This window comes from Mesorhizobium sp. M0909 (assembly GCF_040319515.1).
Classification (GTDB): domain Bacteria; phylum Pseudomonadota; class Alphaproteobacteria; order Rhizobiales; family Rhizobiaceae; genus Mesorhizobium.
In genome coordinates, this window is record NZ_JAMYOA010000008.1 from 243,120 (window position 1) to 267,064 (window position 23,945).

22 protein-coding genes are annotated in these 23,945 nt (G+C 64.2%); 13 read left to right on the top strand and 9 right to left on the bottom strand.

The window, feature by feature from the left end:
* The first annotated feature begins 62 nt into the window (after window positions 1-62).
* The 3 genes from NKH83_RS15515 to NKH83_RS15525 all read left to right on the top strand — a co-directional run bounded on the left by NKH83_RS15515 (window position 63) and on the right by NKH83_RS15525 (window position 2,647).
* Window positions 63-1,616 (top strand): alpha/beta fold hydrolase, encoded by a 1,554-nt coding sequence (locus NKH83_RS15515; protein WP_352476046.1) that lies wholly within the window; start codon window positions 63-65, stop codon window positions 1,614-1,616.
* 111 nt (window positions 1,617-1,727) lie between these two features.
* Complete coding sequence (locus NKH83_RS15520; RefSeq protein ID WP_352476047.1) at window positions 1,728-2,201, top strand: carboxymuconolactone decarboxylase family protein; 474 nt, start codon at window positions 1,728-1,730, stop codon at window positions 2,199-2,201.
* A complete protein-coding gene (locus tag NKH83_RS15525) occupies window positions 2,198-2,647 on the top strand; it encodes a nuclear transport factor 2 family protein (RefSeq protein WP_352805554.1) in 450 nt (149 codons plus the stop codon). The genes NKH83_RS15520 and NKH83_RS15525 overlap by 4 nt, the downstream gene beginning before the upstream one ends.
* 242 nt (window positions 2,648-2,889) lie before the next feature.
* Here NKH83_RS15525 and NKH83_RS15530 read toward each other — a convergent pair whose 3' ends face one another.
* Both NKH83_RS15530 and NKH83_RS15535 read right to left on the bottom strand, forming a co-directional pair.
* Window positions 2,890-3,390, bottom strand: a complete 501-nt coding sequence (locus NKH83_RS15530) for an MmcB family DNA repair protein (RefSeq protein WP_352805599.1) — start codon at window positions 3,388-3,390, stop codon at window positions 2,890-2,892.
* 76 nt (window positions 3,391-3,466) lie between these two features.
* Window positions 3,467-3,766: a DUF1330 domain-containing protein gene (locus tag NKH83_RS15535; protein ID WP_352805557.1), complete on the bottom strand. Its 300-nt coding sequence runs from the start codon at window positions 3,764-3,766 to the stop codon at window positions 3,467-3,469.
* Window positions 3,767-3,919: 153 nt separating this feature from the next.
* Between NKH83_RS15535 and NKH83_RS15540 the strand changes: the two genes are divergently transcribed.
* From NKH83_RS15540 to NKH83_RS15555, 4 genes are all read left to right on the top strand, one after another.
* Window positions 3,920-4,246 (top strand): GYD domain-containing protein, encoded by a 327-nt coding sequence (locus NKH83_RS15540; protein ID WP_352476054.1) that lies wholly within the window; start codon window positions 3,920-3,922, stop codon window positions 4,244-4,246.
* 156 nt (window positions 4,247-4,402) lie between these two features.
* The gene (locus NKH83_RS15545) at window positions 4,403-4,531 is read left to right on the top strand and encodes a hypothetical protein (protein ID WP_352476055.1); all 129 of its coding nucleotides are present in this window, start codon (window positions 4,403-4,405) and stop codon (window positions 4,529-4,531) included.
* Window positions 4,532-4,657 (top strand): hypothetical protein, encoded by a 126-nt coding sequence (locus tag NKH83_RS15550; protein ID WP_352476056.1) that lies wholly within the window; start codon window positions 4,532-4,534, stop codon window positions 4,655-4,657.
* A 337-nt stretch (window positions 4,658-4,994) separates the two neighbouring features.
* Window positions 4,995-5,612: a L,D-transpeptidase gene (locus NKH83_RS15555; RefSeq protein WP_254816165.1), complete on the top strand. Its 618-nt coding sequence runs from the start codon at window positions 4,995-4,997 to the stop codon at window positions 5,610-5,612.
* Between the two features lie 161 nt (window positions 5,613-5,773).
* Here NKH83_RS15555 and NKH83_RS15560 read toward each other — a convergent pair whose 3' ends face one another.
* The 3 genes from NKH83_RS15560 to trpS form a co-directional block, all read right to left on the bottom strand.
* Window positions 5,774-6,343 carry a NifU family protein gene (locus NKH83_RS15560; RefSeq protein ID WP_023676386.1) on the bottom strand — a complete coding sequence of 190 codons (570 nt, stop codon included), beginning with the start codon at window positions 6,341-6,343 and terminating at the stop codon, window positions 5,774-5,776.
* Window positions 6,344-6,621: 278 nt separating this feature from the next.
* Window positions 6,622-7,113 (bottom strand): universal stress protein, encoded by a 492-nt coding sequence (locus NKH83_RS15565; RefSeq protein ID WP_023717912.1) that lies wholly within the window; start codon window positions 7,111-7,113, stop codon window positions 6,622-6,624.
* A 209-nt stretch (window positions 7,114-7,322) separates the two neighbouring features.
* A complete protein-coding gene (gene trpS / locus NKH83_RS15570) occupies window positions 7,323-8,399 on the bottom strand; it encodes a tryptophan--tRNA ligase (protein WP_352805563.1) in 1,077 nt (358 codons plus the stop codon).
* A gap of 357 nt (window positions 8,400-8,756) precedes the next feature.
* On the opposite strand from trpS, the gene NKH83_RS15575 reads away from it, so the two are divergent.
* Entirely contained in the window at window positions 8,757-9,002 is a 246-nt protein-coding gene (locus tag NKH83_RS15575; protein WP_254816163.1) for a type II toxin-antitoxin system VapB family antitoxin, read from the top strand.
* Window positions 9,002-9,406 (top strand): type II toxin-antitoxin system VapC family toxin, encoded by a 405-nt coding sequence (locus NKH83_RS15580; RefSeq protein ID WP_352805567.1) that lies wholly within the window; start codon window positions 9,002-9,004, stop codon window positions 9,404-9,406. Before NKH83_RS15575 ends, NKH83_RS15580 begins: the two co-directional genes overlap by 1 nt.
* Here the strand turns inward: NKH83_RS15580 and murJ are convergent.
* Together murJ and NKH83_RS15590 are read right to left on the bottom strand one after the other, a co-directional pair.
* On the bottom strand, window positions 9,381-10,979 hold the full coding sequence (gene murJ, locus NKH83_RS15585) for a murein biosynthesis integral membrane protein MurJ (protein ID WP_352805569.1): 1,599 nt from the start codon (window positions 10,977-10,979) through the stop codon (window positions 9,381-9,383). The genes NKH83_RS15580 and murJ overlap by 26 nt on opposite strands.
* Before the next feature lie 46 nt (window positions 10,980-11,025).
* Window positions 11,026-13,824: a [protein-PII] uridylyltransferase gene (locus tag NKH83_RS15590; RefSeq protein ID WP_352805572.1), complete on the bottom strand. Its 2,799-nt coding sequence runs from the start codon at window positions 13,822-13,824 to the stop codon at window positions 11,026-11,028.
* Between the two features lie 228 nt (window positions 13,825-14,052).
* Here NKH83_RS15590 and NKH83_RS15595 point away from each other — a divergent pair, with 228 nt between their 5' ends.
* The 3 genes from NKH83_RS15595 to NKH83_RS15605 all read left to right on the top strand — a co-directional run bounded on the left by NKH83_RS15595 (window position 14,053) and on the right by NKH83_RS15605 (window position 17,941).
* Window positions 14,053-16,557, top strand: coding sequence for a heavy metal translocating P-type ATPase (locus tag NKH83_RS15595; RefSeq protein WP_352805575.1), 2,505 nt, complete (start codon window positions 14,053-14,055; stop codon window positions 16,555-16,557).
* A 42-nt stretch (window positions 16,558-16,599) separates the two neighbouring features.
* Window positions 16,600-16,986, top strand: a complete 387-nt coding sequence (copM, locus tag NKH83_RS15600) for a CopM family metallochaperone (RefSeq protein WP_352455040.1) — start codon at window positions 16,600-16,602, stop codon at window positions 16,984-16,986.
* A gap of 109 nt (window positions 16,987-17,095) precedes the next feature.
* Window positions 17,096-17,941, top strand: a complete 846-nt coding sequence (locus NKH83_RS15605; protein ID WP_352805578.1) for an aldo/keto reductase — start codon at window positions 17,096-17,098, stop codon at window positions 17,939-17,941.
* An 85-nt stretch (window positions 17,942-18,026) separates the two neighbouring features.
* Here the strand turns inward: NKH83_RS15605 and mutS are convergent, their stop codons facing one another.
* On the bottom strand, window positions 18,027-20,675 hold the full coding sequence (mutS, locus tag NKH83_RS15610; protein WP_352805602.1) for a DNA mismatch repair protein MutS: 2,649 nt from the start codon (window positions 20,673-20,675) through the stop codon (window positions 18,027-18,029).
* Between the two features lie 202 nt (window positions 20,676-20,877).
* Between mutS and NKH83_RS15615 the strand changes: the two genes are divergently transcribed.
* Entirely contained in the window at window positions 20,878-23,157 is a 2,280-nt protein-coding gene (locus NKH83_RS15615) for an NADP-dependent malic enzyme (RefSeq protein WP_352805581.1), read from the top strand.
* Between the two features lie 297 nt (window positions 23,158-23,454).
* Here the strand turns inward: NKH83_RS15615 and NKH83_RS15620 are convergent.
* Window positions 23,455-23,945 (bottom strand): IS5 family transposase (locus tag NKH83_RS15620; RefSeq protein ID WP_352476063.1); only part of this gene is annotated, 491 nt, incomplete at its 5' end.

A 23,945-nucleotide genomic window follows, 5' to 3' on the forward strand; every position in this document is an offset into this window, starting at 1 on the left:
CGCAAGCTGCGTGGCTCTGCTATGATCGCCGACAAGAAATCGTCGGGTCGGGCGGACAACTCGTGAGGCCGATCGAAACTCGCTACGCGCTCAGCGGCGACGTGCGGATCGCCTATCAGGTGGTCGGCCAGGGATCGCTCGATCTCGTCTTCGTGCCGGGTTTCATTTCCAATCTCGACCTGCACTGGGAAGACGAGGGCTACAGCCGGCTGTTGAGGCGGCTTTCCGCGTTCTCACGGCTGATCCTGTTCGACAAGCGCGGCACCGGCCTGTCCGACCGCGTCGATGTCCACCACCTGCCCAGCCTCGAAACCCGCATGGACGATGTGCGCGCCGTGATGGATGCGACCGGCAGCGGCCGCGCCGCCTTGCTCGGCGCTTCGGAAGGCGCGCCGATGGCAATGCTGTTCGCCGCCACCTACCCGGAGCGGACGCGGGCGCTGGCGCTTTATGGCGGCTATGCCCATTTCCACAAATGGGTGATGCCGCCGGAACGCCTCGAGGCCTTCATCGCGACGGCGGAGACCGCATGGGGCACCGGCGCCACCCTGCCGCATTTCGCGCCTGGTCGCGTCGACGATCCGCGTTTCGCCACTTGGTGGGCGCGCTTCGAGCGGCTGTCGGCGAGCCCGACGGCGGCAATCGCCCTGGCCCGCATGAATGCAGCAATCGACGTGCGCGGCGTGCTGGCGGCGATCAGCGCGCCGACGCTGCTGGTCCACCGCCGAAACGATGCACGCGTCGACCCGGAGGCCAGCCGCTTCCTGGCAAGGAAGATCCCGAATTCGCGATTGGTCGAGGTGCCCGGGCGCGACCACCCGATCTGGACCGGCGATGTCGACCGGGTGGCCGATGTGATCGAGGAATTCCTGACCGGAGCGCGCGCCGTTGCCGAGGCCGAGCGCGTGCTGGCTGCACTGCTCGTCACCCGGATCTACGACACGGCGCGGCTTGGCGACCGCATGTGGGGCGAGCGCAGCCAGCGTTTTCAGGAAACATGGCGCCTGCTGGTCGGGCGCCATGGCGGCCGCCCGGCCGGCACGCATGGCGAGCTGATGATGGCGCGCTTCGACGGCCCGGCGCGGGCCGTACGCTGCGCGGCGGCGCTGCGCGATGCGGCGCAGGAAATCGGCGTCGCCAGCGCGCAGGGCGTGCATGTCGGCGAGGTCGAGTTGCGTGGGCCGCCGACGGGATTGACTGCGCGCGTGACGATGCAGCTTGCCGCCCATGCCGGGCGCGACGACATAATCGCATCGCGGCTGGTCGCCGACCTCGCGGCCGGTTCAGGCCTTCATTTCAATGACGCCGAACGCATCGCACTTGACGAGCTGGATGAGCCGCTGGCGTTGGTGCAGGCGACCTCGGAACAGCATCTGGAGCCGACCTTCCGGCCGAAGGCCAAGGCTGCCGAGCCGGCCGCACTGACGGCGCGCGAAAGCGAGGTGGTGAACCTTATTGCCGACGGCAAGAGCAATGCCGCAATCGCCGCCGAACTCGGGCTGAGCGAACACACGGTCAAGCGCCACGTCGCCAATATTCTGCTCAAGCTGGACCTGCCGTCGCGGGCGGCGGCAGCGGCGTTCTCGGCCCGGCACGCTGGCCCGCACGGGCCATAGAAGCCATGGCACTTTCGGGCGAAGCGGTTGGGCATGCCTGAGCGCTATCACTTCGTCCCATGCAGGCCAGGCGGATATCGCCGGGAAAGGCGCTGCGAAGGGAGTAATAAAATGCTGAAGTCGACACTCAAATCGCTGGTGCTGGCGGCAGGCGTTGGCGCGCTGCTGGCGATAGTTCCTGCCAAGGCCGAGGACGCCTCGGCGACGGCCGCCTACAAGGATATCCAGGCCACGCTCGGCTCGGTGCCGGACATGTTCAAGACGCTGCCGGACGTCGCTGTCGCCGGCGCCTGGGCCGAGATCAAGGGCGTGCAGCTCAACCCGAAAACCGCGCTCGACGGCAAGACCAAGGAATTGATGGGCCTCGCCGTCGCCTCGCAGATCCCCTGCCAGTACTGCATCTATTTCCACACGCAGGCGGCCAAGCTCAATGGCGCCAGCGACGAGGAAATCAAGGAGGCGGTGGCGATGGCCGCGATCGTGCGCCACTGGTCGACGATGCTCAACGGCAGCCAGATCGATCTCGCCACCTTCAAGAAGCAGTCCGATGAGGTGTTCGCGGCCGTCAAGGCGAAGTCGCAGTGAAAAACCGCTGCCCGGCGGCGAGCGCCGGGCAGCGGCTGATCAAGCAACCGCCCGATCGTCAAGACGGGCCCATGGAGGACAAAATGCTGACTAAGACACAGGCGGTAGACGGCGCGGCGATCAAGAAGGCAATCGAGGGCCGTGATGGAAAATTGCTGGCGAGCTTCTATACCGACGACGCATTGGTGCGGGTGATCGACCGCAACAACCCGCCGAGCAAGCCGCGCGAGATCCGCGGGCGCGCGGCGATCACCACGTTCTGGGATGACATCTGCAGCCGGGCGATGACCCACAAGGTCGACACCACCATCGCCGACGGCAACAATCTCGCCTTCACCCAGGCGTGCGCTTATCCGGACGGGACCAAGGTGTTCTGCGCGGCGATGCTGGAGCTGAAGAACGGCCAGATCGCGCGGCAGACCGTCGTGCAGGCGTGGGACGAGTGAGGCGGCCATGTTCGGTACCAGATGGGCATTTTCCAGGCCGCGTACCCCACCCCTAACCCCTCCCCACAAGGGGGAGGGAGACGTCGAAAGTTAATGCTAAGTGGCGCTGCCGCTGCGAAGTTCCCCTCCCCCTTGTGGGGAGGGGCTAGGGGTGGGGGTCTTCTTCGCAAGAATCCGCTGCGGTGCCGGGAGCAGGTGGCGGCAGCCGGGTAGCGCAACCCTCCATTACGCCGAACGAAATCCTACTCGCTCTCACCCTCCAGCGCCGGCACGGACACCCCGGCAAGCTCCGCCGCCAGCAGCCGCGCGGCACCGGCGCGCGCGATCCGCAGCATCAGCGCCTTGCGCGTCGCCGCCGCCATGCGGTGCTCGGGCGCATCGCGCAAAATCTCGGCGCCATAGCCGTCGGAGAGAATGAAGCCGCATTCTTCCGGAAAGATTTCCTGGGGTACGCCGGGATGGGTGGCGAAGAAGAAGCGGTCGGAATGCAGCCGGTAGTCCGGCCATTTGCGGTCGACCCTGAAATCCTCGATCGAGGATTTGATCTCGATGATCCAGATGTCGCCCTGGCGGGTCAGCGCCACGAGGTCGGCGCGCCGCCCGGTGGCCAGCGACAGTTCGGGCAAGACATGCGCGCCCATATCCTTGAGCAGCCGCTGCACGCCACGCCTGACCAGCATGGCACGCTCCGACTGGCGGCCGTCGATGAGTGGGTTGAGGGGAATCGGTGAGATGATCGGCATGGCCGCACCATGCCAGATTTTGTTCACGGTTTGAACCGGTTTTTCAGGGTGATTTATCCGACTGGCAAGCCCGGCCTTAACTAACCGGCATGAAGCCCTCCAGAGCAATAATTCTCGTCTTTGCGCAGCGTTCGCGGATGGCTTTGAGGCGGCCGTATTCTGGAGAGTCGTACCATGCCAGGAGGGAAGCCATGTCCGGGAATTCGACAATGACGAGGCGGTGAGGTTCCCAATCGCCTTCCAGAACCTTGGTGGCCCCGCCGCGAGCGATGTACCTCCCCCCATAGCGGGCTTCGGTTGCCGGCACATCCCGGCGGTATTCCTCGAAAACGGCGGCGTCGGTTATATCTACATCAGCAATGAGATATGCGGCCATTGACCTTACTCCCCTTGGGAAGGCAATTGAAACAGGTCTATTAGCGGCCCCGCAACTAAGCCAGCGGTACTACGCCTCGGAAACGACTCGCGTTCTCCCGAATTGGGGCGCTTAACTGTCTTCGTTGGGGGCAGCTCTGGGAGGAGACGAACCATGCCGATGTATCTCACGCGATTCAGCTACAGGCCCGAAACCTGGGCGCGCTTGATGGATAATCCCGAGGATAGACGCGAGGCTGCCCGTTCCTACATCGAGTCGGTCGGCGGAAAGCTGCACGGGTTCTGGTATGCCTTCGGAGAGTACGATGGCTGGAACCTGTGGGAGGCGCCGGACAACGTGTCGATGGCATCGGTCATGCTGGCCATCGGTGCGGGAGGCGCACTCAGCTCATACGAGACCACCGTGCTGCTAAGTGTCGAAGAGACGATGGAAGCGCTTGGGAAAGCGAAGTCTATCCGGTATCGCCCACCGGGATCGTGACCGCCGCCCGCGCTTTGCGTAGTGTGGAAGGCTAAGTAACGCTTGCTCGCGAACGGCGCCCGTCGCTAAACTTTTGCGCAAAATCCGCTGCGGCTCTTGGCAGCGCCGGCAGCTTGCGCTTTCAATGTCGACCACGGATTCTACGAGGAGCATTAGATGACGGAAGATGACGTCCGGAAATCAGCGACGCCGGAGGAAATCCGCTCAGCCATCAGAGGATGGGCGGTGCTTGGGGCAATCATCGTTGCCGTGTTTGGTGCCGCTTACGTCATGATCGATAGTTGAATGGCCGACGATCCTGGTCGCCCCGATGGACTGCCTGAAACGATCGGCACGGTCCTTGGCGCATTGGTGGTGATTGGCACGTTCGGGCTTCTGGCTTGGACCGTGCTTCGCGGCGTCCTTTATTGAACCCGGCCCGTCAGGATTATCTCCTGCAGCGGCCGCGTCTCAGGCCGATCTCCTCGTAGCAACGTATGGTCTTGGCCGCAGGCCGGAGCGCCAGGCAGCGTCACCGACATTCACGGTGATGTCCTCGTCTCCTGGTTCTTGTTCTTGGCCCATTGATTTTGCAACATAATCCTGCGGGGGCTGTTGCCGAAATACCATAGTCGCAGGTTTACCAGCACGCAAGCCCAAGGATATAGGCATCGCCCGCTTGGCAAGCAAAGCAAATGCCAGCATGAATGAAGATGAAAAAGCGGCCGACTCGAGCCGCTGTAGTTTGGGCAGGGCATCGGACCTTTTCATGCGCATGAAGTCACTTGCAATCGTCGCGGCCCTGGCGCTGTCGACGGCTGTCGCCGGTTGCAGCACCATCGGCTCGCAGATCTTCACTAACAATTACGGCGCGGTGACCGATGCCGGCTATCACCTGCCGCGCGTTCCGATCGAAAAGGTGCCGTTCAAATACCGCCGGCAGATCGTCGACTACGACACCAAGGAAAAGCCGGGCACCATTATCGTCGATACGCAGAACAAGTTTCTCTACTTCGTCATGGGCGACGGCCAGGCGATGCGCTACGGCATCGGCGTCGGCCGTGAGGGTTTCGAATGGCACGGCACCGCCCGTATCGCGCTGAAGCGCGAATGGCCGACCTGGACACCGCCTTCGCAGATGATCAAGCGGCAGCCGGAGTTGGCCAAGTTCGCCGGCGGCATGGAGCCGGGGTTGAAGAACCCGCTCGGCGCGCGCGCCATGTACCTGTTCAACAAAGGCGGCGACATGGGCTACCGCCTGCATGGCAGCCCGGAATGGAATTCGATCGGCAAGGCGATGTCGTCGGGCTGCATCCGGCTAATGAACCAGGACATTATCGACCTCTACGACCGCACCTCGGTCGGCGCCAAGGTCATCGTTCTGTAAGACCATGATCCCGAAAAGTGGGATTTCGGACAAAACCATGGTCAAACAAGAAGAGCTTTATACGCGGACCGTCTAGGCAACACACAGACGTCGCAAACAGAAAACCGGGCATTTTTGCCCGGTTTTTTGTTGTCTATCGATGTTGACGATGGAACGGCGCGTCAGGAGACCTGTTCGACGTGCTGCACTTCCGGCACAAAGTGCCGGAGCAGGTTCTGGATGCCGTGCTTCAGCGTCGCCGTCGACGACGGGCAGCCGGCGCAGGCGCCCTTCATGTGCAGGAACACTGTGCCGTTCTCGAAGCCACGGAAGGTGATGTCGCCGCCATCCTGGGCCACGGCCGGGCGCACCCGCGTGTCGAGCAGCTCCTTGATGGTGACGACCAGCTCCTCGTCGGCCTTGTCGTAGAATTCGCCGGTCTGGCTGGTCTCGGCGGCGGGGCCGGCCTTGGCCATCACCGGGGCGCCGGACATGAAATGCTCCATAATGGCGCCGAGGATAGCCGGCTTCAGATGCTGCCAGTCGGGGCCGTCCTTGGTCACGGTGATGAAATCATAGCCGAAGAAGACGCCGGTGACGCCGGGAATCTCGAACAGCCGGCCGGCCAGCGGCGAAGCCGTCGCGGCACTGTCGGCATCGCGGAAATCGGCGGTGCCTTCTTGCAGCACTTCCTTGCCGGGCAGGAATTTCAGCGTCGCCGGGTTTGGCGTCGACTCGGTCTGGATGAACATGGCCGTCTCCGTGCCCGTTTCGGGCAGCTAGTTTGGAATAGTTCTAATTAGGCTTTATCCGCCCGACATTCAAGCGAAAGCCATCGCCGGGAACGGCTGGCTGGCGGAATGTTTTGCTAGCGCCCTGAAACGCTTGGAGATGTGTTGAGATTCAGGTCAGGCCGAGCCGAAAATGGTGGGTTCCGAGAACCGGAGCGGAGCGTACTTTTGGTACGTGAGCACCGGAAGCGCAGGAAGCCGCCAATTGCAGGCCGGCCTCACCTGAATATCAGCGCATCTCAGGCGAGGCTGTCGATCTCTTCGTCCGACAGGTTCTGCGGCACCACCGTGACGGGAATCGGAAAGGCGGCGCCCTTGCCGGCGACCGCGCCGACCAGCGGCCCCGGCCCCTCCTTGCCGGCGCCTGCCGCCAGCACCAGGATGGCAATGTCCTGGTCTTCCTCGATCAGCTTGTGAATCTCTTCGGTCGGCTTGCCTTCGCGCACCACCAGTTCCGGCTCGATGCCGAGCTTCTGGCGCACCTTGTTGGCATAGCTGTCGAGTGCGGCACGCGCCGTGGCGGTCGCCTCCTCGCGCATGATCTTCTCGACGCCCAGCCAGTGCTGGAAATCGTCCGGCTCGATGACATAGAGCAGCACCAGCACGCCGCCCGTGCTTTGCGCCCGCTTCGAGGCATAGGCGACGGCGCGCTCGCATTCCGGCGTGTCGTCGATGATCGCCAGGAACTTACGGCGATGACCGGCTTCGCGGCTGAGGCGTTTGGAGACCATATTCACCCTGTTCGATGGTTTCGGTCGCAATCTGCCACCGCCACAGCCCGCCCGCAAGCGACAGGCGGCGGTGGCGATATTGGTGCGGCTTGAAGCGCGTCGCGTTCGACCAGCGACGCGCTTCAGGTTCTTGTTTTATGCATGTCGTTATCGCAAACCGCTACACACCCTCGGGTCAAGCCCGAGGGCATGCTTTTGCGCGACATGCATCAGCCTTGCAGCAGGCCGATAATGTCGCGCACGGTCTTCATGGTCGCTTCGGCCAATGTGCCGGCACGCTCGCCGCCATCCCGCAGCACCGCGTCGACATAGGCGCGGTCGCCGGAGATGCGGCGCATCTCACCGGCGATCGGCGCCAGCTTTTCCACGGCGAGATCGGCAAGGGCCGGCTTGAACACCGAAAACTGCTGGCCGCCGAACTCTTGCAGCACCGCCTCTTTCGATATTTCGGCGAGGCCGGCATAGATGCCGACGAGGTTCTCCGCTTCCTGCCGGCCGGCAAGCCCGTCCAGTTCGCCGGGCAAAGCCTCCGGGTCGGTCTTGGCCTTGCGGATCTTCTTCGAGATGGCATCGGCATCGTCGGTCAGATTGATGCGCGACAGGTCCGACGGGTCAGACTTCGACATCTTCTTCGAACCGTCGCGCAGCGACATGATGCGTGCCGCCGGGCCGCCGATGACCGGCTCGGTCAGCGGGAAATAGCCGTTCACCGTCTCTTCGCCGACCTGCATCTCGACGCCGACGCCAAGCGCTGCGATGCGGTCCGAAAAGTCGTTGTTGAATTTCTGCGCGATGTCGCGGGTCAACTCCAGATGCTGCTTCTGGTCGTCGCCGACCGGGACGTGGGTGGCGCGGTAGACGAGGATGTCGGCGGCCATCAGGGAGGGATAGGCGAGCAGGCCGAGCGAGGCGTTCTCGCGGTCCTTGCCGGCCTTGTCCTTGAACTGCGTCATGCGGTTCATCCAACCGATGCGCGCCACGCAGTTGAAGATCCAGGCAAGCTCGGCGTGCTGCATCACCCGCGACTGGTTGAAGACGATGTGCTTGGTCGGATCGATGCCGGAGGCGAGAAACGCCGCGGTGATCGAACGCGTCTGGTCCTGCAGATCCTCATGGACGAGCTGTGCGGTCAGCGAATGCAGGTCGACCACGCAGTAGATGCAGTCGGAGGTGTCCTGCAGGGCGACGAATTTCTTAATGGCGCCGAGATAATTGCCGAGATGCAGATTGCCGGTTGGCTGGACACCGGAAAAGACGAGCGGTTTGAAGGCGGGCTGATCGGTCATGGTGTTTCCCTGGCTTGTGGAGGGCCGTTTCGCGCGCGGCGAAAGTCTTGCGACGGCGCGCTTATGGACGAGAGCGAGGAGACGATCAAGAGGGGCGTTGGCTGCGTTACGCAGGGCTTTGACTTCGGCCGAGCAGAAGGCTGTTTGAAGGGGGTGGCGCCGACCAGAAACAAAAAACCGCCTTGCGGCGGGTTCTCGGCGCCAATCAGCACCATACCGAAATTGGTAGCATAGCTGCCGGCACAAAGCAAGAACAAAATAGCTCGCCTTGGCAATCGCTTCGATTTGGCTCAGCACGCCACGTTGACGGATTGATGTAGATAGCTACATAATAGTTGCTACATGGGAACCAAAACAATGACGATCAACATCAACAACAAGGAAGCGGACAGCCTGACGCGGGCTTTTGCCAGGCTTGAGGGGGTCGGGATCACCGAGGCGATCATGATCGCCATGCGCGAAGCTCTGGAGCGCCGGCGCAATCGCGAGACGCCGCTGGAGACGGCGGCACGGCTCCGAGCTGAATTCGGTATTGAGCTGAGCGAGCAGGCGCGCAAGCCGCTCCCGCGCTCGGTCTACGACGAATTGTCCGGTGAAGACTGATGTTCATCGATGCAGCCGCTATCGTTGCAATACTGAGCAACGAGACCGAAGCCCAGCGCTGCGCGGGGGCGGTCATGAAAGCGTCGGCTCCGTTCACGTCGGCTATCGCGGTTTGGGAAGCCGCGATGGCGCTTTCGCGATCGGAAAAACTAGCCATCCCGGTCGCCACAAGCCTCAAAATAGTCAGCCGTTTTCTCGAAGAGCGTGGAATCACCTTGCGGGAGCTTCCGCCTGCCTCTGACGCAGCATCCCTGGCTGTTGAGGCTGCATCGCGGTTTCGCAACAACGCGGGCCGCCTGAACCTGGCCGACTGTTTCCACTACGCTTGCGCGCGCTACTACGCCGTTCCGATGCTTTCGACGGCGGACGAATTCCGCTTCACGGATCTGGAGACTGTTGCTTGACCGGCTGGGACGCCTTCCGCCCGATATTACGGCGGATCATGCCGAAATCGGCGCCGCCGGTGGCGAAGGCGGTGACGAAGTAAAGCAGCGCCCCGCCGGCGACGAGCGCAAGCAGGGTTACCGCCTTGATCACCAGTGGCGAGCCGGAGCCGAGACTTGCGGCGAACCAGTCTTCGGCAAAATAGAGCGCCGCGGCCATCACCGCCGCCGACAGCACCAGCCGCGGGATGCGTCTCATGAGCGGCACGTCGCGGCCCCAATGGCCGCGCCGGATCAGCACGGCGAGCAGCATCGCCGCATTGACCCAGCCGGCGACAGCGGAGGCAACGGCAATGCCGGGCGCGCCCATGGTCGGAAACAGCGTCAGCGCCGTCGTAATGTTAACCGCCACCGAGATGGCCGCAAAAATCATCGGCGTGCGCGTGTCCTCGCGGGCGAAATAGCCTGGGGTGAACGCCTTGATCAGCACGAAGGCCGGCAGGCCGAGGCCGAAGATCGCCAGTATTGCCGCGACCGTCGGCGTCGAATTGTTGGCGGCGAAGGCGCCGCGCTCATAGACCAGCCGCACGATCGGCTCGGACATGACCAGCAGGGCGGCCGCCGCCGGCAACGTCATGAAAAGGGTAAACTCGACCGAGCGGTTCTGCAGATTGGCGGCCTCGACCAGATTGCCTGATTTCAGCGCCCGCGACAGTTCCGGCAGAAGCACGATGGCGACGGCGACGCCGACGACGCCCAACGGCAGCTGGTAAACGCGGTCGGCATAGGCCAGCGACGACACCGCGCTGTCCTGCGCCGACGCGATCGCGGTGCCGATCAGCTGGTTGATCTGGGTGATGCCGCCGGTGATAGCCGCCGGCAGCGCCAGGATCAGCAGCCGCTTGACGTTCGGCGTCATCTTCGGCCGGCGGAAGCCGATCGAGATGCCGGCATGACGCACCGCCGCCCAGACGATCGCCAGCTGCACCAGGCCGGCCGCCAGCACGCCCCAGGCCAGGCCGAAACCAACGGTGCGGGCGTCCGAACCCTTGTACCAGGCATAGGCGAGCACGGCGATAAGGATGACGTTGAGGAACACCGGTGCAACCGCGGCGGCGAAGTAGCGGCGCAGCGAGTTCAGCATGCCGGCCATCATGGCGCCGAGCGACATGCAGATCAGGTAGGGGAACATGACGGTCGCCAGCGCCACCGTCGTTTCGAATTTTCCCGGCGTATCGGCAAAGCCCGGCGCCACCAAGTAGCGCACGATCAGCGGCATCGCCAGTTCCATGGCAATGGTCAGCACCAGAAGCGCCGTGAACAAGACGCCGAACACCTCTTCGGAAAAGCGCTTGGCGCCGTCGGTGCCGTGCGTCTCGATCTCCTTGGCGAACAGCGGCACGAAGGCGGCATTGAAAGCGCCTTCGGCAAACAGCCGGCGAAAGGTGTTGGGGAACTGGAAGGCGGCGTTGAACGCGTCGGCGATAGGCCCGGTGCCGAGTGCGGCGGCCATCAGCATTTCGCGGCCGAAGCCGAGAGCCCGGCTCATCAGCGTGCCGGAAGCGACCGTGGCGAATTTCTTGACAAGGCTCATGCGCTTGAAGACTGCCTGTGGGATTGGGGCAAATGGAAGGTAACAGTCACTCGGCGGCCGTTTTGGTCTTGCCGCGCTCGGACGCCGTGCCCTCGAGCACCGCGATCAGCCTGTTGCGGATGGTCGCCGTACGCGACGGGCTGTCGATTTTCTGGCCGGTGAGATCGGTGACGTAGAACGTGTCGATGACCTTTTCGCCGAAGGTGGTGATGTGGGCCGAGGCGATGTCGAGCGACAGGTCCGACAACATGCCGGTGATCTCCGACAGAAGGCCCGGCCTATCCAGCCCCTCGACCTCGATCACCGAGAACCGGTTCGACAGGGTGTTGCGGATCTCGGCACGTGGCGGGATACGGAAAACCTTGGCGCCGCGCCGCGGCTTGGTGCGCTTCTCGATCATTTCAGGCAGCCAGCTCTTGCCCGACAGCACGTCTTCGATGAGCCGGCCGACGCGCTCGGCGCGGCGGCGCTCGTCCTCGTCGCGGTCGAACTCCCTCGAGATCAGGATGGTGTCGAGCGCGCGGCCATCCGAGGTGGTGAAGATCTGCGCGTCGACGATGTTGCCGCCGGCCGCAGCACAGGCGCCGGCAATCACCGAGAGCAGGCGCGGATGGTCCTGCGCCAGCACGGTGATCTCGGTCACCGCCTCGAACTGGTGGGTTTTCACCATGGTGGCGAGCTTCTTGCCGGCATGGTCGGCCTCGCGGATGAATTCGGCATGACGGAGCTGGTCGGGAAGATCGACCGCCAGCAGATAGTTCTCGTAGTGCTGGCCGACATAACGCTTGCGGGCCTTTTCCGGCCAGTCGGCAAGCGCCTCGGCCAGTTGTTCGCGCGCCGCCGCCGTCCGTTTGGCGCGCGACACCTCCGAAAACCCGCCGGTCAACAAAAGCTCGGTCTCGTAGTAGAGCGTGCGCAGCAACTGGCCCTTCCAGCCGTTCCAGACACCAGGCCCGACGCCACGGATATCGCAGACGGTAAGCACTAAAAGCATCTTCAGCCGTTCGACCGACTGCACGATGGCGGCAAAGTCCTCGATCGTCTTGCGGTCGTTGAGATCGCGGGTCTGCGCCGTCATCGACATAACGAGGTGGTTCTCGACCAGCCAGGCGACCGTTTCGGTGTCGGCCGGCGAGAGCCCCATATGCGGGCAGATGCGCCGGGCGATCCTGGCGCCGGCTTGCGAATGGTCCTCCGGCCTGCCTTTGGCGATGTCGTGCAGCAGCACGGCGACATAGAGTGCCTCGCGGCTCTTCTTCAGCCCCGGCATCAGCGAGTGGGAGAGCGGATGGACCTTTTCGCCGTCGCCGCGTTCGATCTCGGCCAGCACGCCGATGCAGCGGATCAAATGCTCGTCCACCGTGTAGTGGTGGTACATCGAGAACTGCATCATGGCGACGATCTTGCCGAAGTCCGGGATTAGCTTAGCAAGCAATCCGGCCTCGTTCATGCGCCGCAAGTTGAGCTCGGCGTTGCGGTCCGAAGTCAAGATGTCGAGGAACAGCCGGTTGGCCTCCTCGTCGCGCCTGAGCGCCTTGCCGACGAGGCCGAGCGAACGCGTGAGAAGCTTCAGCGCATCGGGGTGGAATTCCAGGCCCTGCCTGTCGGCAAACCAGAACAGCCTGAGCAGGTTGACCGGATCGCGCTCGAACACCTCGTCGTCGGCAATGTTGATGCGGTGGTTGTCGACGATGAAATCGGCCGTGCCGGCGAGCTTGCGTTTGCGCCGCGAGAAGGTGAGGAAAATGCGGTTGAAGCCCGGCACATGCTTGGCCTGCTCCTCCTCGAGCGCGGCGCAGAAAATGCGGGTCAGGTCACCGACGTCCTTGGCGACGAGGAAGTAGTGCTTCATGAAGCGCTCGACCGCCGACAGGCCGGGATGGGTGGTGTAGCCGAGCCGCTCGGCAATGTCGCGCTGGATGTCGAAATGCAGCCGCTCCTCGGCCTTGCCGGTGAGGAAATGCATGTGGCAGCGCACCGCCCACAGGAAGTCCTCGGCCTTCTGAAATTCCCTGTATTCGGCGTCGGTGAAGACACCCTTGTCGACCAGTTCCTCGCCGGTGCGCACCCGGTAGAAATATTTGCCAATCCAAAACAGCGTCTGCAGGTCGCGCAGGCCGCCCTTGCCGTCCTTGACGTTGGGTTCGACCAGATAGCGGCTCTCGCCGGCCTTGGCGTGGCGCTCGTCGCGTTCGGCGAGCTTGGCCTGGACATATTCGGGGCCGGTGGTGCGCACCACTTCGTGGTCGAAGCGCTGCAAAAGCTCGTCATAGAGTTTTTGCTCGCCCCATAGGAAGCGCGCTTCCAGGATCGAGGTGCGGATGGTGACGTCGGTGCGCGACAGCCTGAGGCATTCGTCGATATTGCGCGTGGCGTGGCCGACCTTCAGCCCCAGATCCCACAGCATGTAGAGCATGTATTCGACAATCTGCTCGCCCCACGGCGTCTGCTTGTAGGGCAGCAGGAACAGGAGATCGATGTCGGAGCCGGGCGCCAGCGTGCCGCGGCCGTAGCCGCCGACGGCGACGACCGCCATGCGCTCGGCGGATGACGGGTTTTTCACGCGATAGACGTGGGTGGCGGCGAAATCGTAGAGCGCGCGGATGATCTCGTCCATCAGATGCGACAGCCGGGCGGCGCAGGCGGTGCCGCTGCCGTCGTCCATCAGCATGCGTTCGGCGACCGTGCGGCCGTCGGCGAGTTGGCTTTTGAGGAGCTTGAGAACACCGCTGCGCGCGGCCTTGCCCGATCCGTCGCCTGCCGTGGCCGCGGTCACTTCGGTCATCTCGCGACGCAAGGCCTCGCCGTCGACCAATTCCTCGAGCTTCAGTGATATTCTTGCCATAGATGCCGTTCGGCCTCGCCGTTTCGGCGGCGTCTATAGCGCGTTTTCGCGGCGCTGGGTATGGGGCTGACGGACGCGTTCTCCGCAGCGGTGGAACGGGACGATCGTCTCGTGCCGCGCAGCCGGTTCGTTTGGGCTTGGCCGCGAAAAATCGAAAATCGGCCCTTGACCTTCCAGTTACTGGAAGCACTACCTCCGCCGCAACATCGAAATACAGGGGCTTTCGGCATGACGCATTCCGACCACCATCATCACGCCCATGGCAGCTGTTGCTCGGCAAAAGGCGCCACCTCTGCTGCGGACGCCGTCGTCCGCGATCCGGTCTGCGGCATGACCGTCGATCCGGCTGCCGGCAAGCCGACCGCCGAGCATGGCGGCCATCGCTATCATTTCTGCAGCGAAAGCTGCCGCTCGAAATTCATCGCCGAGCCGGAAAAATACCTGACGGCCAGCGATCCCGTCTGCGGCATGAGCGTCGACCGTGCCACGGCCAGGCACTTTTTGCGGCACGAGGGCCGGGGTTTCTATTTCTGCTCCGCCGCTTGCCAGGCGAAGTTCGAGGCCGAGCCGCCAAAGTATCTCGGCGACAGGCCGGCGCCGCAGGCGATGCCGAAAGGCACGCAATACACCTGCCCGATGCACCCGGAGATCATCCGCGACAAGCCCGGCTCCTGCCCGATCTGCGGCATGGCGCTGGAGCCGATGGGGGTGCCGACCGGCGACGAGGGACCGAACCCGGAACTGGTCGACTTCACCAGGCGCTTCTGGGTGAGCGCAGTGCTGTCCGTGCCGTTGCTGGTCATCGCCATGGCACCGATGCTTGGCCTGACGTTCCAGGCCTCCATCGACGACCGCGCGAAGGTCTGGCTGGAACTGGCGCTGGCCAGCCCGGTGGTGCTGTGGGCGGCATTCCCGTTCTTCCACCGCGGCTGGGATTCGATCCTGAACCGCAGCCCCAATATGTGGACGCTGATTTCGCTCGGCGTCGGCGCCGCCTATCTCTACAGCATCGTCGCCACACTGTTTCCGGGCCTCTTTCCGCACCAGTTCCGCGGCCATGACGGCACCGTGCCGGTCTATTTCGAGGCGGCGGCGGTGATCGTCGCGCTGGTATTCCTCGGCCAGGTGCTGGAATTGCGTGCCCGCGAGAAAACCGGGTCGGCGATCCGTGCGCTGCTCGACCTGGCGCCGAAGACGGCGCGGCTGATCGGCGCGGACGGTTCCGAAAACGACGTGCCGCTCGATACGGTCAAGGCCGGCGACCGCTTGCGCATCCGCCCCGGCGATGCCGTGCCGGTCGACGGCATTGTGCTCGAAGGACGCTCCTCCATCGACGAATCGATGATCACGGGCGAGCCGCTGCCGGTCGAAAAGACCGAAGGCGACAACCTCACCGGCGGCACGCTCAACAAGAACGGCTCCCTGGTCATGCGCGCCGAAAAGATCGGCGCCGAGACGACGCTGGCACGCATCGTCGAGCTGGTCGCCAAGGCGCAGCGTTCACGCGCACCGATCCAGGGGCTGGCCGACCGCGTGTCGTTCTACTTCGTCCCGGCTGTCGTTCTGGTCGCGATCATTGCGTTCGTCGCCTGGGCGGTCATCGGACCGCAACCCAGCCTGGTCTTTGCCGTCGTCGCGGCGGTCTCGGTGCTGATCATTGCCTGTCCGTGCGCACTGGGCCTCGCGACACCAATGTCGATCATGACCGCCACCGGGCGCGGCGCGCATGCCGGCGTGCTGATCAAGGAAGCGGCGGCGCTCGAACGTTTTGCCTCGGTCGACACGCTGATCGTCGACAAGACGGGAACGCTGACGGAAGGCCGGCCGCGACTGACCGACGTCGTCGCCGTCGAAGGCATGGCACAAGACGATCTGCTGGCGCTCGCCGCCGGGCTGGAAAAAGGCTCGGAGCATCCGCTGGCCGAGGCTATCGTTGACGGCGCCCACGAACGCGACGTGAAGGTCCCCGACGCGAGCGGCTTCGAGGCCGTCACCGGCAAGGGCGTTTCCGGCACGGTCTCGGGACAGAAAGTGGCGCTCGGCAATGCCGCGATGATGGCCGATCTCGGCATCGACACGGCTTCGGTCCTGGCCAGCGCCGAGGCGCTGCAGGCCGACGGCAAGACCGCGATGTTCGTCGCTGCCGCAGGCAAGCTCGCCGGCCTCGTTGCCGTCGCCGATCCGATCAAGGCGACGACCGCCGAGGCGATCAAGGCGCTGCATGACAGCGGGCTGAAGATCGTCATGGCGACCGGCGACAATGAGCGCACCGCCAAGGCCATCGCCGCCAAGCTCGGCATCGACGCGGTGCGTGCCGGGCTTTTGCCCGAACAGAAGAACGCGCTGGTCGAGGAATTGCGCGCCGGCGGTGCGGGCGTAGCCATGGCCGGCGATGGCGTCAACGATGCGCCCGCACTTGCCGCCGCCGATGTCGGCATCGCGATGGGCACAGGCGCCGATGTTGCGGTCGAAAGTGCGGGAATAACGCTGGTCAAGGGCGATCTCAACGGCATCGTCAGAGCCAGGAGGCTGGCCCGCGCGACGATCCGCAACATCCGCCAGAACCTGTTTTTCGCTTTCCTCTACAATGTGCTTGGCGTGCCGGTCGCTGCCGGCGTGCTCTATCCGCTCACCGGCACGCTGTTGTCGCCGATGCTCGCGGCGGCGGCGATGAGCCTGTCTTCGGTTTCGGTCATCGCCAACGCATTGCGGCTCAGGACGTTGAAACTCTGAGTAAAACTTCCAGATAGACCCTGTTCAAAAAGGAGACGATGAATGACCTTGGCTAAGAAGATCGTGCTGCTGATGATGGCGGCGGGAATGCTGCTTGCTGTTTTCCTCGAAAGCGTTCCGGCACAAGCCGAGGAGATGAAGCACGACATGGGCGCAATGGGCGCGCAGAGCCCCTCGACCGAGGGCTACAAGGCGGCGATGGACAAGATGCATACCGACATGATGGCAATCGAATATTCCGGCAATGCCGATGTCGATTTCGCCCGCGGCATGATCCCGCATCACCAGGCGGCCATCGATATGGCCAAGATCGAGCTCGCCAATGGCAAGGATCCGGAAATCCGCAAGCTGGCGGAAGCAGTGATCGCCGCGCAGCAAGCCGAGATCAAGCAGATGCAGGACTGGCTCGCCGCCCATCCGGTGAAGTAGGCGTCACGCTGTCGGGGAATCCTGGCGAGAGGCTTCACCTGGATTTCTGCTTCACCTGGATTTCCCTTGGCGGCTATGATGCTATCCGGGCCTCGGACTGGAGCATGCCATGGCATCGACGATAAGAACGACCACCCTGCCCTGCGGCGAAGCCGTGCCGGTGCTCGGCCAGGGCACCTGGAAGATGGGCGAGGACGGCCGCCGCCGCGCCGACGAGACCAATGCCCTGAAGCTCGGGCTGGATCTCGGCATGACGCTGATCGACACCGCCGAAATGTATGCCAGCGGCGGTGCCGAGCAGGTGGTGGCGGAGGCCATCGCCGGGCACCGCGACGAGGTTTTCCTGGTCTCCAAGGTGCTGCCGTCCAATGCCTCGCGCGCCGGCGTGAAACGGGCCTGCGAGAACAGCCTGAGGCATCTCGCCACCGATCGCATCGATCTCTATCTCTTGCATTGGCCGGGCAGCGTTCCTTTGATGGAAACGGTAGAGGCGTTCGAAGCGTTGAAGGCGGCCGGCAAGATCCGCCATTGGGGCGTCAGCAATTTCGATACCGATGAGATGGAAGAGCTGGTTCGGTTGCCGGCCGGCGGCAACGTCCAGACCAACCAGGTGCTCTACAATCTGTCGCAGCGCGGCGTCGAGTTCGATCTCGCCCCGTGGAGCCGGCAACGCGGCATGCCGCTGATGGCCTATTCGCCGGTCGATCAGGGGGTATTGGCGCGCAACGCCAGGTTAGATGCCATCGCCGCCCGCCACGGTGCGACGCCGGCGCAGATCGCACTTGCATGGGTGATGGCGCAGGAGGGCGTGATCGCGATTCCCAAAGCTAGCCGCGCGGAGCATGTCCGGCAGAATGCCGCGGCGTTGGACATCGAGCTCACGAGCGAAGATTTCGCCGAAATTGACCGCGCCTTCCCACCGCCGAGGCGGAAGTCGGGCTTGGCGATGATTTGAGGGTGAAGCTGCCAATCTCCCCCCTCGTGGGTCCCTCGAGGGGGAGATTGGCGGTTTCGCCGACGCCCCTCCGATTGCAGAAGCCCTACTTCGCCAGCATCCCCTTCAATCTGTACAGCGCCTCCAGCGCCTCCCTTGGCGTCATCTCGTCGGGATTGATCTCCGCTAGCGCCAAACCCAGCCCATCACTCTTCGCCGGCTTCGACGCTTCCCGCTGCGCCGCCACAGAAAACAGCGGCAGGTCGTCGACCAGACGGTTGGCCTTGCCCGAGACCTCGCCGGCTTCGAGCTGGTGCAGCACTTCTTTGGCCCGGCCGACGACGGCTTCCGGCAGGCCGGCCAGCCGCGCTACCTGGACGCCGTAGGAACGGTCGGCCGCACCCTTGCCGACCTCGTGCAGGAAGACCACGTCGCCTTCCCATTCCTTGACCCGCATGGTGACGTTGTGGAGCCGTGTAAGTTTCCCGGCCAGCGCCGTCATTTCGTGGAAATGCGTGGCGAAGATCGCCCGGCAGCGGTTCTTCTCGTGCAGATATTCGACCGCCGCCCAGGCAATCGACAGGCCGTCGAAAGTGGCGGTGCCGCGGCCGATCTCGTCGAGGATGACCAGTGCGCGCTCGCCTGCCTGGTTGAGGATCGCCGCCGTCTCGACCATCTCGACCATGAAAGTCGAGCGGCCGCGCGCCAGGTCGTCGGAGGCGCCGACCCGCGAAAACAACCGATCGACGACGCCGATATGGGCTGATGCCGCGGGCACGAAGGAGCCGGTCTGGGCAAGGACGGCAATCAGCGCGTTTTGCCTGAGGAAGGTCGACTTGCCGCCCATATTGGGGCCGGTTAGCAGCCAGATCGCGCCGGTCTTGGCATCGCCTTGCGGCGACAGATCGCAATCATTGGCGACGAACGGGCCTTCGCCGGAACGCCGCAGCGCCTGTTCGACCACCGGGTGACGTCCGCCCGAAATCTCGAAGGCAAGGCTCGCATCGACCAGCGGCCGGCACCAGGCCTCGCTCTCGGAAAGCAAGGCAAGTGCGGCTGAAACGTCGAGCACGGCGAGCGCTTCGGCGCCGGCACGGATCCTGTCGGCGTGGCTGACCACTTGCGCCGTCAGCGCCTCGAAAGCGGCAAGCTCGATCGCCAGCGCCCGGTCGGCGGCGTTGGCGATCTTGGTTTCCAGTTCGGCGAGTTCGGTGGTGGTGAAGCGCATGGCGTTGGCCATGGTCTGGCGATGGATGAAGCGCGCCCTGGCGCCGTCGCTGCCGGTCATCAGCGCATGATGATTGGCGGTGACTTCGATATAATAGCCCAGCACATTGTTGTGCCTGATCTTCAGCGAGCGGATGCCGGTCTCGTCGATCAGCGAGCGCTCCAGCCCGGCGATCACTTTTCGCGACTCGTCGCGCAACGCCCGCATCTCGTCGAGTTCGGCGTGGTAGCCGCCGCGGACGAAGCCGCCGTCACGCTTGAGCAACGGCAGCTCGTCGCTCAGCGCCTGCGCCAGATGCGCCGCCAGTTCATTGGGCAGCGCCTTGATAGCTCCCAATGCCGCGGCCAGTTCGCCCGGCAAGGCGATTTGGCCGAACAGTTCGGCGATGGCGCCGGCCGCTTCGAAACCGGCGCGCAGCGCGCCGAGGTCGCGCGGGCCGCCGCGGTTGAGCGCCAGCCTGGACAGCGCGCGCGGCATGTCGGCAACGCTCTTCAGGCTTGCCCGCACCGCCTGGCAAAGGCGCGTCTCGGAGCGGAAGAACGACACCGAGTCCAGCCTTGCAGCGATTGCCGCCGGATCGGTCAGCGGCGCCATCAGCCGGTCGGCGAGCAGCCTTGCACCGCCGCCGGTCACCGTGCGGTCGATCGCCTTGAACAGCGATCCGTCGCGGCTGCCGGACAGCGTGCGCAGCAGTTCCAGGTTGGCGCGCGTCGCCGGGTCGATGAACAGCGTCGAGCCCTGCTCCTCGCGCTCCGGCCGCGACAGCGGCGGCCGCTCGGCTTTCTGCGTCTTTTCGACATAGGCGATGACGCCTGAGATCGCCGACAGCTCGGCGCGCGAAAACGAGCCGAAACTGTCAGGGGTCGCCACCTCGAAGAAGCGGGCGATGCGGCCGGCGGCCGAAGCCGAATCGAACAGCGACGGCGGCTGCGGGCTGGCGACGCGGCCGAGCACGTCGAAGACCGGTTTCAGCTCCGGGTCGTAAAACACCGGCTCGGCGACGATCAGCTCGCGCGGGTCGACGCGGAAGACATCGGCGAGCAGCCGGTCGGCGGTGGTCTCGGCGACGCGGAAGACACCGGTCGAGATCTCGATCCAAGCCAAGGCAAAGGAATGCTCGGCCCCGCCCTTGACCCGTCCCAGCGCCATCAGAAAACTCGATTCCGACGGCGCCAGCAATTTGTCTTCGGTGATGGTGCCTGGCGTTACCAGCCGCACCACGTCGCGGCGCACCACCGATTTGCCGCCGCGCTTCCTGGCCTCCGCCGGATCCTCGATCTGCTCGCAGACGGCGACGCGGAACCCCTGTCCGATCAGCTTCTGCAGATAATCGTCGGCGGCATGCACCGGCACGCCGCACATCGGGATGTCGAGCCCCTGGTGCTTGCCGCGCTTGGTCAGCACGATACCGAGCGCCCGGCTTGCTTTCTCGGCGTCGTCGAAGAACAGCTCGTAGAAATCGCCCATGCGGTAGAACAGCAGCGAATCCGGGTTCGCCGCTTTGATCTCGATATACTGCTCCATCATCGGCGTCGCCGGCGCGAAGGCCGGCGTGGCATTGTCGCTTCGAATGGGCGTCTCGTCGTTCAAGAAGCTGCTTCCAAAATTTTCCAGGCCATGCTTGGCGGTTTACAGCGGCGAAGTGTAGCCTTAATCCCGAACCTTCCACAAAAGAAAGCATGCGCACCCATCTCAAGCGGTGCCGTACGGGCGAGGAACCGAAAGCATTATGGCCAAGAAATCCGAAAGCAACGGGCCCTCCGTCAGCGCCCAGGAGGCATTGGAATTCCATGCCATGGGGCGGCCGGGCAAGCTGGAGATCGTCGCCACAAAACCGATGGCGACGCAGCGCGATCTCAGCCTCGCCTATTCGCCGGGCGTCGCCGTGCCGGTTCTCGCTATTGCCGAGGATCCGAGCCGCGCCTTCGACTATACGGTTCGCGGCAACATGGTCGCCGTCATCTCCAACGGTACCGCCATCCTTGGCCTCGGCAATCTCGGCGCGCTTGCTTCGAAGCCAGTGATGGAAGGCAAGGCGGTGCTGTTCAAGCGCTTCGCCGACGTCGATTCCATCGATCTCGAGATCGACACCGAGGATGCCGACGAATTCATCAACTGCGTGCGTTTTCTCGGCCCCTCCTTCGGCGGCATCAACCTCGAGGACATCAAGGCGCCGGAGTGTTTCATCATCGAGCAGCGGCTGCGCGAGCTGATGGACATACCGGTCTTCCATGACGACCAGCACGGCACCGCCATCATTTCGGCCGCCGGCCTGATCAACGCGCTGGAAATCACCGGCCGCGACATGAAGACCACGAAAATGGTCTGCAACGGCGCCGGCGCTGCCGGCATCGCCTGCATCGAACTGATGAAGGCAATGGGCTTTGCGCCAGAAAATATCATCCTGTGCGACACCAAGGGCGTGGTCTTCCAGGGCCGCACCGAAGGCATGAACCAGTGGAAATCGGCGCACGCCGTGAAAACCGGTGCGCGCTCGCTGGCCGAAGCGTTGGACGGCGCCGACGTGTTCCTCGGCCTCTCGGCCAAGGGCACGCTGACCACCAGGATGGTGCAGTCGATGGCCAAAGACCCGATCATCTTCGCCATGGCCAATCCCGACCCCGAGATCACGCCGGAGGAGGTCGCCGATATCCGCACCGACGCCATCATGGCGACGGGGCGTTCCGACTATCCCAACCAGGTCAACAACGTGCTTGGCTTCCCCTACATCTTCCGCGGCGCGCTCGATGTGCGGGCGACCACCATCAACGACGACATGAAGATCGCCGCGGCCAAAGCGCTGGCGGAACTGGCGCGCCAGGACGTGCCCGACGACGTCGCCGCCGCCTATCAGGGCATGCGGCCGAAATTCGGTCCAAATTACATCATCCCGGTGCCGTTCGATCCGCGCCTGATCTCGGCGATCCCGATCGCGGTCGCCAAGGCGGCGATGGACTCCGGCGTCGCCCGCAAGCCGATCCTCGATCTGGACCGCTACGCGCAGGAGCTTTCCGCCCGCCGCGACCCGATCGCATCGACGCTGCAGCGCATCTACGACCGGGTGCGCCGCCAGCCCAAGCGCATCGTCTTTGCCGAGGGCGAGGAGGAGCAGGTGATGCGCGCCGCCGTCTCCTATGTGAACCAGCGGCTCGGCACCGCCATCCTGCTCGGCCGCGACGACATCATCAAGGAAAACGCCAGGAACGCCGGCATCGACCTCGGCAAGCAAGGCATCGAGATCATCAATGCAAGGCTGTCGCGGCGCAACTCGGTCTACGCCGACTATCTCTACGAGCGCATGCAGCGCAAAGGCTTCCTGTTCCGCGACTGCCAGCGGCTGATCAACAACGACCGCAACCATTTCGCCGCCTGCATGGTGGCGCTGGGCGATGCCGACGGCATCGTCACCGGCGTCACCCGCAACTATTCGACGGCCCTCGACGATATCCGCCGCGTCATCGACGCAAGGCCCGGCCATTGCGTCATCGGCGTGTCGATCGTGCTGGCGCGGGGCCGCACCGTCCTCGTTGCCGACACCGCCGTGCACGACATGCCGAATGCTGAACAGATCGCCGACATCGCCGAGGAGGCCGCCGGCTTTGCCCGCCGCATGGGCTACGAGCCGAGGCTCGCCATGCTCGCTTATTCGACCTTCGGCCATCCGCAAGGCGAGCGCTCCGAGCGCGTCCAGGAAGCGGTGCGCATCCTCGACAAGCGCCGCGTCGATTTCGAGTATGACGGCGAAATGGCCGCCGACGTGGCGCTCAACGCCCGCGCCATGGCGCAGTACCCGTTCATCAGGCTGACCGGCCCGGCCAATGTGCTGATCATGCCGGCTTTCCACTCGGCCTCGATCTCGACCAAGATGCTGCAGGAACTCGGCGGCTCTACCGTCATCGGCCCGCTGCTGGTCGGCCTGAACAAGCCGGTTCAGATCGTCTCGCTCAATGCCAAGGATTCGGACATCGTCAATATGGCGGCGATCGCGGCGTATAGCGCGGGAGCTTGAGGAGCGCCTAGCGGCAGCGTCTCTTCCTTCTCCCCTTGCTTCTTGTGGGAGAAGGTGTCGCCGAAGGCGACGGATGAGGGGTGCTCCAGCTTGGCTCGGACGGCATTCCTTCCAACACCCCTCATCCGTCTCGGCGCTGCGCGCCGATGCACCTTCTCCCACAAGGGGCCTGTTGCGCAGTAATCGGGGATGTTTAGATGGGGCGGGATCGCAGGGATTTCGCTCGTCTTTGTGAGCTCCGCCCCCTTGTTTGGGCTTTCGGCGGCGGTTTCGGCCCGGGCGGGGCTGCGGGCGCACCTATCCCGTGATGGCGGCCCATCGGCGCATGTTGAAGGCGATCGCCGCCAATGTCACCTGGGCGGTGGCCTTCGCCAGTCCGACATAGCGGATATTGGTCAGCTTCATCCGGTTCTTGAGCGTGGCGAAAGTGGTCTCCACCGCCGCTCGCCGTCTGGCGATCAGGCGGTTGTAATGTTTGAGCCGCGGCGGCAGCGCATGGTGCTTGTTGGGGCGGCGCGCGATGCGCACCTTCTTGCCCTCGGCCTTGAGCCGGGCGTGGCGGGCATGGGTGTCGTAGGCGGCGTCCGCCCACACCGTCTTCTCGTCGCCGCAGATCAAGTTATCGGCCATCACCGTGTCGTTGACGTTGGCTGGCGTGGTAATCACCGTGCGGATCAGGCCAGAGCCCTCATCCACCCCGACCTGGGCTTTGTAGCCAAAGGTGAAGCCGCCCTTGCCCTTTCGCGCGGTGAGCCGGGCATCCGTATCCTTCGAAGTCCGCTCGTCCG

Bases quoted from the DNA above. Each gene is read 5' to 3' on its own strand.
- NKH83_RS15520 (WP_352476047.1), top strand. From the start codon at position 1,728: ATGCTGAAGTCGACACTCAAATCGCTGGTGCTGGCGGCAGGCGTTGGC.
- NKH83_RS15530 (WP_352805599.1), bottom strand. From the start codon at position 3,390: ATGCCGATCATCTCACCGATTCCCCTCAACCCACTCATCGACGGCCGC.
- NKH83_RS15535 (WP_352805557.1), bottom strand. From the start codon at position 3,766: ATGGCCGCATATCTCATTGCTGATGTAGATATAACCGACGCCGCCGTT.
- NKH83_RS15540 (WP_352476054.1), top strand. From the start codon at position 3,920: ATGCCGATGTATCTCACGCGATTCAGCTACAGGCCCGAAACCTGGGCG.
- NKH83_RS15545 (WP_352476055.1), top strand. From the start codon at position 4,403: ATGACGGAAGATGACGTCCGGAAATCAGCGACGCCGGAGGAAATCCGC.
- NKH83_RS15550 (WP_352476056.1), top strand. From the start codon at position 4,532: ATGGCCGACGATCCTGGTCGCCCCGATGGACTGCCTGAAACGATCGGC.
- NKH83_RS15555 (WP_254816165.1), top strand. From the start codon at position 4,995: ATGCGCATGAAGTCACTTGCAATCGTCGCGGCCCTGGCGCTGTCGACG.
- NKH83_RS15560 (WP_023676386.1), bottom strand. From the start codon at position 6,343: ATGTTCATCCAGACCGAGTCGACGCCAAACCCGGCGACGCTGAAATTC.
- NKH83_RS15565 (WP_023717912.1), bottom strand. From the start codon at position 7,113: ATGGTCTCCAAACGCCTCAGCCGCGAAGCCGGTCATCGCCGTAAGTTC.
- trpS (WP_352805563.1), bottom strand. From the start codon at position 8,399: ATGACCGATCAGCCCGCCTTCAAACCGCTCGTCTTTTCCGGTGTCCAG.
- NKH83_RS15575 (WP_254816163.1), top strand. From the start codon at position 8,757: ATGACGATCAACATCAACAACAAGGAAGCGGACAGCCTGACGCGGGCT.
- NKH83_RS15580 (WP_352805567.1), top strand. From the start codon at position 9,002: ATGTTCATCGATGCAGCCGCTATCGTTGCAATACTGAGCAACGAGACC.
- murJ (WP_352805569.1), bottom strand. From the start codon at position 10,979: ATGAGCCTTGTCAAGAAATTCGCCACGGTCGCTTCCGGCACGCTGATG.
- NKH83_RS15590 (WP_352805572.1), bottom strand. From the start codon at position 13,824: ATGGCAAGAATATCACTGAAGCTCGAGGAATTGGTCGACGGCGAGGCC.
- NKH83_RS15595 (WP_352805575.1), top strand. From the start codon at position 14,053: ATGACGCATTCCGACCACCATCATCACGCCCATGGCAGCTGTTGCTCG.
- copM (WP_352455040.1), top strand. From the start codon at position 16,600: ATGACCTTGGCTAAGAAGATCGTGCTGCTGATGATGGCGGCGGGAATG.
- NKH83_RS15605 (WP_352805578.1), top strand. From the start codon at position 17,096: ATGGCATCGACGATAAGAACGACCACCCTGCCCTGCGGCGAAGCCGTG.
- mutS (WP_352805602.1), bottom strand. From the start codon at position 20,675: ATGATGGAGCAGTATATCGAGATCAAAGCGGCGAACCCGGATTCGCTG.
- NKH83_RS15615 (WP_352805581.1), top strand. From the start codon at position 20,878: ATGGCCAAGAAATCCGAAAGCAACGGGCCCTCCGTCAGCGCCCAGGAG.